Raw genomic sequence first — 12,852 nt, forward strand, 5'->3', positions numbered from 1 at the left:
GTGACCTCCTATTCTACTTCAAATAACTGATTTTTTTCATTTTTATCTGCTCGTTCTTCATCTAATAAATCATTAGAAACTGAAGGAGAGATTTCAGTATCCTCTTTTTTATCTAAGATACTGCCATCTTCTTCGAGCGTAAATTGTACGTGATTTTCGATCCATTTTCTTCGAGGTTCTACTTTGTCACCCATTAGTGTGGTTACTCGACGCTCAGCTTGCGCAGCATCGTCGATACGGACGCGGATCAACGTACGGGAAGTTGGATCCATCGTTGTTTCCCACAATTGTTCCGCATTCATTTCTCCAAGTCCTTTATACCGCTGCAGCATATATCCTTTGCCGACTTTTTTAATCATTGCTGCCAATTCGTCATCTGTCCACGCATATTCAATGACTTGTTTCTTACCTTGTCCTTTGGATACTTTATATAAAGGCGGTAACGCGATATATACTTTCCCAGCTTCAATCAGCGGTTTCATATAGCGATAAAAGAAAGTAAGCAGCAATACTTGAATATGGGCGCCGTCTGTATCCGCATCGGTCATGATGATTACTTTGTCGTAATTACAGTCTTCGATAGAAAACTCAGGACCGACTCCTGCACCAATCGTATAGATCATCGTATTGATTTCTTCATTTTTCAAGATATCTTGCATTTTAGCTTTTTCGGTATTGATGACTTTTCCTCGTAAAGGTAGAATTGCTTGGAACTTTCTGTCTCTTCCTTGTTTAGCAGATCCGCCAGCAGAATCCCCTTCGACTAAATACAATTCATTTTTCTTAGGGTTTCGGGATTGTGCGGGTGTCAATTTTCCTGAAAGAAGAGATTCGCCTTTTTTACGCTTCTTCCCATTTCGGCTTTCTTCTCTGGCTTTACGTGCTGCTTCTCTCGCTTCTCTGGCTTTGATTGCTTTACGGACCAACATCTGGCTCATTTCGCTATTTTCCTGCAAATAAAAGCCCATTTGTTCACTGATGACGTTATCTACTACGGTACGAGCAACTGGCGTACCAAGTTTTTCTTTTGTTTGCCCTTCAAATTGCAGAAGATTTTCAGGTACACGGATAGAAAGTACAGCAGCTAACCCTTCTCTGAAATCACTACCTTCCAGATTCTTGTCCCGTTCTTTCAGCAAACCAACTTTTCTCGCATATTCGTTATAAGATTTCGTCATCGCCGCTTTCATACCAGCTTCATGGGTTCCCCCATCTTTTGTCCGAACGTTATTGACAAAAGATAAGACATTTTCTGAATACCCGTCATTGTATTGATAAGCGACCTCTACTTCGATACCTTCTTTTTCTCCTGAAAAATAAACAACTGGTGTCAATGTATCTTTTTCTTCATTCAGATAATCAACAAATTCTTTGATTCCTTCTTCGTAATGAAAAATTTCCTTGACTGGTTCTTCTCCACGAAGATCAGAAAGAGAGATTTTAACGCCTTTTAGAAGAAAGGCAGATTCTCTTAACCGTTCGGCTAAAATTTCATATGAAAATTTCGTTGTACTGAATATTGTATCGTCTGGTAAAAAATGGACAGTCGTCCCGTTTGCTTTTTTTGTTTTTCCTATCTTTTTCAACGTACCGTCAGGTTTACCGCCGTTTTTAAATTTCTGCTGATACTCTACGCCATCTCTAACGATCGTTACAGTTAGCCATTTCGATAAGGCATTTACCACACTGGCTCCTACACCGTGCAGTCCACCAGAAGTTTTGTACCCTCCTTGACCAAACTTTCCGCCAGCATGCAGCACAGTAAAAATCACTTCAACTGTTGGTATTCCGGAAGCATGCATTCCTACAGGCATCCCACGTCCGCTATCTGCAACAGTTATACTATTGTCTTCATGGATGGTCACATCAATCTCACTGCCATAACCTGATAATGCTTCGTCAACTGCATTATCGACGATTTCATAGACTAAATGATGCAAGCCTCGGCTGTCAGTGGATCCAATGTACATCCCTGGTCTTTTTCTAACTGCCTCTAATCCTTCCAATACTTGGATGGACGAGTCATTGTATTCGTTGTTTACTTTTTTTGCCAAGGCAAACGCTCCTTCAATAATACTTTGCGGCAAAACCGCACCACGATTATCATACTAGAAAAGGTCGTGAAAAAAAAGAGGGTAGACGAGAAATCAATTTTAATTATCTCCTAACCGCTTTTTCGACATTCCCCTCTATCGATCATCTCTTCTTTGTGGTCATTTTTATTTTTGGTTTTCTTTCAACTTACCAAGTTCAATCTTAATACAACGATCCATCACGATATCTGTACGTCCTGCTTTTCTTAGCATCTCAGCTGCTTCTTTGTTTTCAATCCCTAATTGTGCCCAGAACACTTTAGCATCAGTTTTCAAAAAATCATCTGCTACTTCAGGTAAAAATTCACTCCGTCTAAATACATCTACGATATCGATTGGATCATCGATTTCTGTCAAATTCGCATAGACTTTCTCGCCTAGAATTTCTTCACCAGCCAATAATGGATTTACTGGTATGATTTTATATCCATTGTCTTGCAATACCTGTGCAACCATGTAACTTGTTCGTTCTGGTTTATTGCTCAAGCCTACGACGGCAATATTTTTTGCTTCTTCCAAATAGTTGAAAATCGTTTCTTGTGTTGGATTTTTTACAGACATTTCTGCCACCCCTTGCTTTTCTTTTTATTCCATCTATTATACTTGTATCTTTCATTTTTTCAATTGTTCCTGTTACCTATTCATGCTAAAATAAAGGATAGTTTTCAACTTGAAAGAGGGTAAAAAATGAAATTGATCTTATTACTTATTTTAGCATATCTTTTAGGTTCTATTCCTTCCGGTGTCTGGATTGGCAAATTGTTTTTCAAAAAAGATATCCGACAACACGGGAGCGGTAATACTGGAACGACCAATACATTTCGTGTATTAGGCAAAACAGCCGGGATTGTTGTCCTGCTTATGGATATTTTAAAAGGTACATTGGCTACTTGTTTGCCGATGATCTTCCATCTTTCTGGGATTAACCCTCTTTGGTTTGGGGTATGCGCCATTCTTGGCCATACATTTCCGATTTTTGCTGGGTTCAAAGGAGGAAAAGCTGTTGCGACAAGTGCAGGAATGCTTTTAGGATTTAATCCTGTATTTTTTGTTTATTCTTGTATCATCTTTATCGTTAGTTTATTTTGTACAAGTATGGTGAGTTTGAGCAGTATGATCAGTGCAGTATTGATCACTTTATCTACGATCGTCCTTCCTTATGTAGCTCCTGTGATTTTGGCTAAGCCCAATTGGTTACTGACGATCATTGCCTTTTTAGTTTCTTCCTTTATCTTTTATCGGCATAAAGACAATATCAAGCGTATCAGAAACCATACTGAAAGTCGAATCCCGTTTGGTTTGAATAGCAGCAAGAAAAAATCCTGATACTTTTTCATTCCAAAGAGATAAAACGGGAGTGTGACAAATCGATGTCACACTCCCTTATTACTTACAGGATAGCTTTTTTACACACCTTGGTAAACGGTGTTCCCTGCTAACTTCTCGGTCACAACCTCTTACTTCACTGTGATGGAATATTTTGTCTTGAAGATTTCATGGGCACCTAGTTGATTGATCCCTACTTTTTCCATCAAGTTTCCACTACTGTTCACCGTGTCAGCGATTCCGCACCACGGTTCGATACAAACGAAAGGCGCTTCTTTTGGATAAGGAGACCAGATCCCTACATAAGGCATATCTTTATAGCTTAAAGTTACGCTATGGGAAGATTTTTCACTTCGAATGGCGTACGCATTTAGACCCCTTGTTTCAAAAACCAAGGCATCTTGCTCAAAAAGTTCACGATTCAAAGCCAGATTCGTATTTGTCTGACCTAACGTCTTTTGATCCATATCGATGAATGGGCCTTTCAATGGTAGGCGTAATCTTGATTTCAATGGAGAAAATGCCAGATAGAAATCTTCAAATGACAATCCTTCTTCAAGAGGTACATTGAAAGCAGGATGTCCACCGATAGAAAAGAACATTTCTTTTTCACCGGTATTTGCCACTTGATAATGAACCGTGATGCCGTCTCCTCCTAATTCATAGCTGATCACTAATTCAAAATCAAATGGATACTTTTCTAATGTCTCCGACGTACTCCTTAAGATGAAACTAGCCATTTCTTGTCCATGTTCAATGACTTCAAAATCCATATCCCGAGCAAATCCGTGTTGCCCCATTTGATATGTTTTCCCTTGATAAACATACTGATCATCTTTTAAACGTCCAACAAAAGGGAATAAAACCGGTGCATGTCTGCCCCAATACGCTGGATCACCTTGCCAGATATACTCTAAACCATGTTCTTTTGATTTCAGACTGATCAATTCCGCACCGTGTTCAGCGATTTCGGCGATCAGCTGGTCATTTTGAATAATAACAGTCATTGCCATTCCTCCAACTTCGACTTACTTTTTAAAATGGGAAGGCTGGAACAAACATTTCTATCTGCCCCAGTCCCCTTACTTCTAATAACTGTGTTTTGCTAACTCGTCTTTAAAACGGGAATTCAATACTTTTAAATAAGTTCCCTTCATGCCTAACGAACGAGATTCAATGATTCCAGCTGATTCCAATTTTCGTAAAGCATTGACGATCACAGAACGAGTGATGCCGATACTATCGGCAATATTAGAAGCAGTCAGACGACCTTCATCTCCATCCAATGCTTCAAAGATAGCTTGTACAGCCTTCAATTCGCTATAAGATAATGTGTTGATTGCCATTTGGACAGCCGTTGCACTCCGTACATCTGCTTCGATGCTTCGAGACTTCTGATAAAGGATCTGCATACCGACAACCGTAGCTCCATATTCTGCTAAGACTAGATCGTCATCTGCAAACGATTGTTCCATACGAGATAAGATAATCGTACCCAAACGTTCGCCAGCTCCAAAGATCGGAACGACAGTCGTCAGACCAAATGGATATTTCTCTCTTGACTCTACCGGAAATGCAGTAATATCACTAGTAATTGGGATATTAGCTTCAGTTTTCATCAACTGTGCCACTGTATCAGTATAAGATTCAGGAAATTGTTTCTCAACAAACATTGTTTTGATTCGTTCATTGTTCACATCGTGACGTTCATTATAACCTAGTAATACTCCGTCACTTCCTATGATATAGGTGTTGCTGTCAAGAATACCACCTAGTGTGACAGCCATTTTATCGTAAGGCAAATCTGCTTGCATGTCAAAAGTATTCTTTTGCTGCAAAAGTGTGTTTATCTTGCGGGTTTTCGTTAGCAAGTCTGTCATTGTCGTCCTCCGATTTTTTATAAAATATAGCGACTTAAATCTTCATTTGCCGCAATTGAGCCAAGTTTGTCATCCACATATGCTTCTGTGATCGTTATTTCTCCCATTTGCATATCTGGTGCTTCAAATAATAGATCTTCTAGTAGTTTTTCCAAAATGGTATGCAGTCTGCGTGCGCCGATATTATCTGTGTCACGGTTGACATCGAAAGCGATTTGAGCGATCCGTTCAATTGCTTCTTTTGTAAACGTAACTGACACATTTTCTGTACCAATCAATGCTACATATTGTTTTATTAAAGCATTATTCGGTTCAGTCAGAATTTTCACAAAATCTTCAGCTGTCAAATCATCTAATTCTACCCGTATTGGGAAACGCCCTTGGAGTTCTGGAATCAAATCACTCGGTTTAGATAAATGGAACGCTCCTGAAGCAATGAATAAGACATGATCTGTTTGGATGATCCCGTATTTTGTATTTACTTGTGAACCTTCGACAATTGGCAATATGTCTCTTTGAACGCCTTCTCTGGATACTTCTCCAGATTGCTGTGATTTAGAAGTGATCTTATCGATTTCATCGATAAAAATAATTCCACTTTCTTCCGCTAATTTGATTGCCTCACTATGGATATCAGCATCCTTGACTAATTTTGCTGATTCTTCCTTGATCAATAACTCTAAAGCTTCTTTGACTGTTACCGTCCGTTCCACTTTTTTCTTCGGTGTCAAAGCACCTAGAGTTTCATTTAGGTCGATCCCCATTTGCTCCAATCCATTGTTCATCATTGGTGCAGGTTTCTTTTGGTCTTCAACTTCAATGGTTACTTCACGACTATCCAGTAAACCCTTTTGTAGTTGTTCCAAGACTGTACGGCGATTGATTCGAATATCTTCTGTCACTTCTTCTTGCGGTTCAGCGGTATTTTGCTGACTAGCATTAAAAAGATTCATCATTTGTTCAAATTGATTAGTGGATTGTTTCTGTTCTTTTTTTATACCAGGTACCAAGATTTTTACCAAACGTTTTTCTGCATTTTTTTTAGCACTTGTGTATACACGGCTGTACTGCTCTTTTTCTACGATTTGGATCGCATTTTCTACTAAATCCCGAACCATTGATTCTACATCTCTTCCGACATAACCGACTTCAGTAAATTTTGTTGCTTCGACTTTGACAAATGGTGCATTGACGATTTTTGCCAAACGTCGTGCGATTTCTGTTTTACCGACCCCTGTAGGTCCGATCATCAGCATATTTTTTGGTGTAATATCTTGTTGCATTTTTTCATCTAACTGCAAACGGCGATAGCGGTTACGCAAAGCAACGGCAACAGATTTTTTTGCTGCGTGCTGTCCTACGATATATTCATCTAATTCACTTACGATTTGTCTTGGTGTTTGTTTTAATTCATACATATCTACTCACCTCTTACAGTTCTTCTACGATAATATTATGATTAGTAAAGATACAGATATCTGCGGCAATATTTAACGCATTTTCTGCAATTTCTTTCGCACTCATGTCGTTTTGAGCATAGTTTTTCATTGCTCGGGCTGCAGCCAACGCAAAATTCCCTCCTGATCCGATAGCTAAGATACCATCATCTGGTGTGATAACTTCTCCTGTACCTGAAACAAGAAGCATTTCTTTATCATTCATTACGATCAGCATCGCTTCAAGTTTTTGCATAGATTGCTGTGTCCGCCATTCTTGAGCTAATTCGACAGCTGCGCGTTGTAGATTCCCGTTATATTCGTTTAGTTTGCCTTCAAATTTTTCTTCTAAAGTAAACGCATCTGCAACACTTCCGGCGAAACCTACAACAACTTCTCCATTGTAGATACGTCGTACTTTCTTTGCAGTGCCTTTCATGACAACAGATTCACCCATTGTTACTTGGCCATCTCCAGCCATAGCAAATTTCCCGTCTTTTTCGACGGCACAGATAGTGGTTGAATGAAATGGTGATTCGACCATGTTTGTTTCCTCCTAAATTTGTTCTTTTCCTTATTTTTACGCTCTTGGATGGAAAGAACGATAGTTTTTTTGTAAACTTTCTTTTGTTACATGGGCATAGATCTGGGTAGTCGATAAATTGGCATGTCCTAGCAATTCTTGGACTGTCCGCAAATCTGCCCCATTATTTAATAAATGAGTAGCAAATGTATGGCGCAGCATGTGAGGATGGATATCACTATCCAAACTGCTTTTTTTGATCATTTGATTCAAGACATATTCAATTCCAGTAGGCGTGATTGGTTTTCCATGATGATTCACAAAAACGATATCATGCTCTTCGTGATATTTTGTCATCAATACCTGGCGGCCTTCCCTGAAATATTCTTGCAGAGCATCTTGAGCAAAAGAACCTAGAGGAGCATATCTCTCTTTGTTCCCTTTACCATGGATCAACATGACCTCTGAATCAAAATCAATGTCTGATACCGACAAACTGCTACACTCACTTAAACGGATGCCTGACCCGTAAAGGACTTCCAGTAAAGCGCGGTTCCTCAAATCCAAAGGACTATCTCCTGCTACGCTGTCAAAAAGTGCTTGCATTTCATTTTCATAAAAAAAACGTGGCAGTCTCAAATTTTTCTTTTTGAGATGAACGTAAGAAAATGGATTTTCTTTTATCACTTCTTCTTTGAGAAGATACTGATAAAACGAACGTAGGCTGGCTATCTTGCGACTGATAGAATTTCTGCTATAGCTAGGACGATGATCAGCTAATGCACTCAAATAGACACGAACCGTAAAATATTCCGCCTTCAGCAGATCAGCGTCTCCAGATTCCTCCAAAAAATGTTTGAAATGGAGAATGTCTTCTTCATATGCTTCTTTCGTTTTTTCTGAATATCCTCTTTCGACAATCAAATAACGCAAAAATTTTTGTTCCCACGTGGCTTCTGTCATTTTCTCACCTTCCTTTTGTCCCAGAGAATAATTTAGCACAGCGTTTATAAAAAGACAAATAAATTGTCAGAATTTAACCAATATTTCTAAGTTTGTTCACAATTGGCGCAATTCCTCACATTTTGTTTGAGAAATTCTTAAGAAAAACGCAAGAAAAAGAGCGAGACTATCCGTCTCACCCTCTTCATGGAGTTTCCTTACTCATTTGGGATTGCAGTTTTTTCTAATTCTGTTTTTATTGCCTCATTAGCTTTTAAAGCTCGTTGTGCAATTGCTTCATATCTTGCTTTTTTGTCTCGAATGCGCTCTGGCAGTTCAGGAAACAGACCATAGTTGGCATTCATCGGTTGGAAATGTTTTCCTTCCGCATGAGTAATGTAGTATGCCATACTTCCAATAGCTGTTTCTTGTGGAAACTCGACTGGTTCCATTTCTTTTGCTAAGCGTGCGGCGTTGATTCCAGCAAGTAGTCCGCTCGCTGCACTTTCAACATAGCCTTCTACACCAGTCATCTGACCTGCAAAGAACAGATCTTCGCGTTTCGTTGATTGGTAAGTCGGTTTCAGCAATTCTGGCGAATTCATAAAGCTGTTTCGGTGCATCACACCATAGCGAACGAATTCAGCATTTTCTAACCCAGGAATCATCCGGAAAACACGTTTTTGCTCGCCCCATTTCAAGTGAGTCTGAAAGCCCACGATGTTGTATAAAGAAGCTGCAGCATTGTCTTGACGCAGCTGGATAACAGCATAAGGACGTTTGCCAGTTTTAGGATCTTCCAATCCAACTGGTTTCATAGGTCCGAAAAGCATCGTTTTGAATCCTCGCTGTGCCATTACTTCAATTGGCATACATCCTTCAAAATATTTTTCTTTCTCAAAAGATTTAAGTTCTGCCACTTCGGCATTGATTAGTGCCTCATGGAAAGCTTTGAATTCCTCTTCTGTCATCGGACAGTTCAAGTAAGCTGCTTCTCCTTTGTCATAGCGGGACTTCAAATATACTTTATCCATATCGATCGTAGCTTTGTCTACGATTGGTGCAGCTGCATCATAGAAATAAAAACCATCTGAACCATTGAATGCTTTGATGCTTTCTGCTAATGGATGAGAAGTCAAAGGTCCTGTTGCTACTACGGTGATTCCTTCCGGTATTTCAGTGATTTCTTCGTTTATCACTGTTACTAATGGATGCTCTTTGACTTTTCGGGTAATTGTTTCAGAAAAAGAATCGCGGTCAACAGCTAAGGCACCACCAGCTGGCACTGCTGTTTCATCTGCCGAAGTGATTACTACCGAATTCAATCGGCGCATTTCTTCTTTCAATAACCCTACTGCATTAGCCAAACTGTTTCCTCTTAATGAATTGGAACATACTAGTTCAGCAAAATTACTTGTGTGATGCGCCTCAGTCGATTTGACTGGACGCATTTCATATAAACGGACAGGGACTCCTGCTTGTGCGATCTGCCAAGCAGCTTCACTTCCGGCAAGCCCTGCTCCAACAACATTTACCATTTTCAATGAAAGAACCTCTTTTCTATTATTTTTGGATGTCTTCTTCGTAATCTCCATTTACACAGACTACTTGTTTACCGCCTTTGACTTTCTTCTCGACCAGATATCCGTCACATTTTGGACAATTTCTGCCCACTGGTTTATCCCAAGAAGTGAATTCACATTCTGGGAAACGGGAACAACCATAGAATAGTCTGTTTTTCTTAGATTTTCGTTCAATGACTTGTCCTTCATGACATACTGGGCAAGTCACACCGATTTCTTTTACGATTGGTTTCGTATTCCGACAATCAGGAAAATTACTGCAAGCATAAAACTTCCCATATTTCCCTAATTTTATCACCATCGGATGTCCACAGACATCACAATCGAATCCTGCTGGTTCATCTTTGATTTGAATTTTTTCGATTTTTTCTTCCGCATTCGTCAGTTCTTTTTCAAACGGTTTATAGAAACGATCAACCACTTTGACCCACGCTTCCGTGCCTTCTTCAATTTTATCCAAATCTCCTTCCATTTCTGCTGTGAAATGGATATCGACGATTTGAGGGAAGAATTCACAGATCAGTGAATTGACAATTTCTCCTAGTTCAGTCGGCTCAAATCTTTTTTGTGTCAATTTTACATAGTAGCGTCTTTGGATCGTATCAAGTGTTGGTGCATAAGTGGAAGGTCGCCCTACCCCGTTTTCTTCTAGTGCACGAATCAACGTAGCCTCACTAAAACGTGCTGGTGGTTGAGTAAAATGTTGTTTTGGTTCAATATCAACAGATTGGACTACATCGCCTTCTTCAAGTTCTGGAAGAATATTTTCTTTCTCTTCTTTGCCGTCATCTCTACCTTCCACATACACTTGCATGAATCCTTTGAATTTGATTTTTGAACCGTTCGCAATGAAGATGACACCATTTTGTTCTAATGTCACTTTCATTGTATCTAAAATGGCTGGTGTCATCTGACTAGCCACAAAACGTGACCAGATCAATGTATAAAGTTTCAATTGATCTTTATCTAAATATTGTTTGAGTTCATCTGGTGTACGAAGCACACTCGTTGGACGCACAGCTTCATGGGCATCTTGTGCGCCTTGAGCATTTTTGATCTTTCGGTGATCATGTCTAGAAAATTCTTTTCCATACGTATCTTCAATAAATGCTGCGGCCTCTGCTTTTGCTGTATCGGCAATCCGGGTAGAATCAGTACGCATGTATGTAATCAAGCCGACTGTTCCTTGTTTACCCAAAGTGATTCCTTCATATAATTGCTGTGCTACCATCATGGTTTTTCTTGTTCGAAAGTTTAATTTACGGGCAGCTTCTTGTTGCAAGCTACTTGTAGTGAAAGGATTCGCAGGGTTTCTTTTGCGCTCTTTCTTTTCTACTTTTTTAACTTCGAAGTCTGTTCCATCAATTCTAGCAGTGACTTCTTTTACACTTTGTGCATCTGGTAATTTCTTTTTCTTACCGTCGATTCCCCAGAAATTTGCTTTGAATTTCTTGCGAGCTTTTTTAAAATTACCGTCGATGCTCCAATATTCTTCTGGAACAAATTCTCGGATCTCTTTTTCACGGTCAATAATAATTTTTAAAGCGACAGATTGGACACGTCCTGCACTTAACCCTTTCTTGACCTTACGCCAGAGAATAGGACTGATCGAATAACCAACGATTCTGTCTAAGGTACGACGAGCTTGCTGTGCATCTACTAAATCTACATCGATCGTTCTTGGTTCCTTAAAAGCTGCTTTGACTGCGTCTTTTGTGATTTCATTGAAGACCACCCGATTTTTTTCTTTCAGATCCAACCCAAGTAGGTACGCTAAATGCCAAGCAATCGCTTCTCCTTCTCTATCCGGGTCACTTGCCAAGTAAACTTTTTGAGCTTTTTTTGCTGCGGCTTTAAGGCTTTTGATGACATCGCCTTTTCCGCGTATAGAAATATAATGGGGTTCATAATTGTTTTCAAAATCGATACCCATTTTACTTTTCGGTAAATCTCTTATATGGCCAACACTGGCCATTACTTTATAGTTTCGTCCAAGATATTTCTCAATTGTCTTGGCTTTTGCAGGTGATTCTACAATCACTAAATATTTATACGCCATTACTGAATGGACTCCTTTCCATTGTCGTGTTCCTACTATTAAAAGAGGATTCATACAAATCGTAGCTAATCATATCCATTCAGAAAACGTTTGTCAAGAAAAGCAAATGAAAAGTATGGTGTTATTCTTTAAATTCTGCCAAGATATCTTCACCCGAAACCGTGCAAACTGCACCGTCTTGGATCAAATGATGACATCCGGTAGAATGTTCTGTTAAAATATTTCCTGGAACAGAAAAAACTGTTCTTCCAAGATCCAATGCTTGCTGTGCTGTTATCAGAGAGCCGCTTTTTTTCTTGGCTTCAAAGACACATGTTCCTTTAGACAAAGCTGCGATAATCCGATTTCTCATTGGAAAACGATGCTTTTTCGGGTCGGATTGAGGAGGATATTCACTCAAAAGAAGATGATCATTTGCAATCACCTCTTGCAAGTCACGATTTTCAGCAGGATAGACTTGCTCTATCCCTGTTCCAATGACTGCGATTGTCCGTCCACCATGAGAGATTGCTGCTTGGTGACCGTATGTATCTATCCCTTTCGCGCAGCCACTGACGATCACATATCCAGCTTCTACCACTGGTTTTAGTAAATAATAAACTGTTTTTTTGGCTAAAGCAGAAGTGTGTCTTCCACCAACAACGCTTAACATGTTACAAGAAAGTAAAGATAGATCACCATTATAAAACAGTACAATTGGCGGATAGGTCAAGTGAAGTAGCTGAGGGGGATATTGGGGATCAAAGCAAGTAATAAACGACTGTTTCGATTGGATTTTGCCCCAGTTAGCGTGAATTTCCTGCCAACTTTTGCGAAACAGCTCCCGATGTGTGGTTATTTTACCTATCTTAATGATGTCTTCAAATCCGATTTCTTTATAAGGATACTGCATCATCCAGTTAGCAAGTGCCCATTTTCCTTGACTACTGATTCCTTTTGTATAAGCAAGTTTCAATAAATTCTCTTCTATTTGATACATCATAAAACCGCCTTTCGTCTCTCTTTCTAAT

11 protein-coding genes are annotated in these 12,852 nt (G+C 39.4%); 1 reads left to right on the top strand and 10 read right to left on the bottom strand.

What is annotated here, in order from left to right:
* Positions 1–8: 8 nt before the first annotated feature.
* Positions 9–2,054: a DNA topoisomerase IV subunit B gene (gene parE / locus IGL31_RS07795; RefSeq protein WP_002324664.1), complete on the bottom strand. Its 2,046-nt coding sequence runs from the start codon at positions 2,052–2,054 to the stop codon at positions 9–11.
* Between the two features lie 165 nt (positions 2,055–2,219).
* Entirely contained in the window at positions 2,220–2,654 is a 435-nt protein-coding gene (locus tag IGL31_RS07800; RefSeq protein WP_002298106.1) for a CoA-binding protein, read from the bottom strand.
* 126 nt (positions 2,655–2,780) lie between these two features.
* Between IGL31_RS07800 and plsY the strand changes: the two genes are divergently transcribed.
* Positions 2,781–3,419: a glycerol-3-phosphate 1-O-acyltransferase PlsY gene (gene plsY, locus IGL31_RS07805; protein WP_002296995.1), complete on the top strand. Its 639-nt coding sequence runs from the start codon at positions 2,781–2,783 to the stop codon at positions 3,417–3,419.
* Between the two features lie 131 nt (positions 3,420–3,550).
* Here the strand turns inward: plsY and IGL31_RS07810 are convergent, their stop codons facing one another.
* The 8 genes from IGL31_RS07810 to dprA all read right to left on the bottom strand — a co-directional run bounded on the left by IGL31_RS07810 (position 3,551) and on the right by dprA (position 12,821).
* Positions 3,551–4,426 carry an aldose 1-epimerase family protein gene (locus tag IGL31_RS07810; RefSeq protein ID WP_086300131.1) on the bottom strand — a complete coding sequence of 292 codons (876 nt, stop codon included), beginning with the start codon at positions 4,424–4,426 and terminating at the stop codon, positions 3,551–3,553.
* 81 nt (positions 4,427–4,507) lie between these two features.
* Positions 4,508–5,299 (bottom strand): GTP-sensing pleiotropic transcriptional regulator CodY, encoded by a 792-nt coding sequence (gene codY, locus IGL31_RS07815; protein ID WP_002290223.1) that lies wholly within the window; start codon positions 5,297–5,299, stop codon positions 4,508–4,510.
* Between the two features lie 17 nt (positions 5,300–5,316).
* Positions 5,317–6,717, bottom strand: coding sequence for an ATP-dependent protease ATPase subunit HslU (gene hslU, locus IGL31_RS07820; protein ID WP_002298110.1), 1,401 nt, complete (start codon positions 6,715–6,717; stop codon positions 5,317–5,319).
* Between the two features lie 13 nt (positions 6,718–6,730).
* Positions 6,731–7,279, bottom strand: a complete 549-nt coding sequence (gene hslV / locus IGL31_RS07825; protein WP_002288419.1) for an HslVU peptidase proteolytic subunit — start codon at positions 7,277–7,279, stop codon at positions 6,731–6,733.
* Between the two features lie 36 nt (positions 7,280–7,315).
* Complete coding sequence (gene xerC, locus IGL31_RS07830) at positions 7,316–8,221, bottom strand: tyrosine recombinase XerC (RefSeq protein ID WP_002288415.1); 906 nt, start codon at positions 8,219–8,221, stop codon at positions 7,316–7,318.
* Positions 8,222–8,418: 197 nt separating this feature from the next.
* Positions 8,419–9,795: an FADH(2)-oxidizing methylenetetrahydrofolate--tRNA-(uracil(54)-C(5))-methyltransferase TrmFO gene (trmFO, locus tag IGL31_RS07835; RefSeq protein WP_002320953.1), complete on the bottom strand. Its 1,377-nt coding sequence runs from the start codon at positions 9,793–9,795 to the stop codon at positions 8,419–8,421.
* On the bottom strand, positions 9,764–11,842 hold the full coding sequence (gene topA / locus IGL31_RS07840; RefSeq protein WP_002288411.1) for a type I DNA topoisomerase: 2,079 nt from the start codon (positions 11,840–11,842) through the stop codon (positions 9,764–9,766). The genes trmFO and topA overlap by 32 nt, the downstream gene beginning before the upstream one ends.
* Positions 11,843–11,963: 121 nt before the next feature.
* Positions 11,964–12,821: a DNA-processing protein DprA gene (dprA, locus tag IGL31_RS07845; protein WP_086300132.1), complete on the bottom strand. Its 858-nt coding sequence runs from the start codon at positions 12,819–12,821 to the stop codon at positions 11,964–11,966.
* Positions 12,822–12,852 lie beyond the last annotated feature (31 nt).

The sequence above is a fragment of the Enterococcus sp. MSG3290 genome (assembly GCF_050555565.1).
In the GTDB taxonomy this organism is placed as follows: domain Bacteria; phylum Bacillota; class Bacilli; order Lactobacillales; family Enterococcaceae; genus Enterococcus_B; species Enterococcus_B faecium.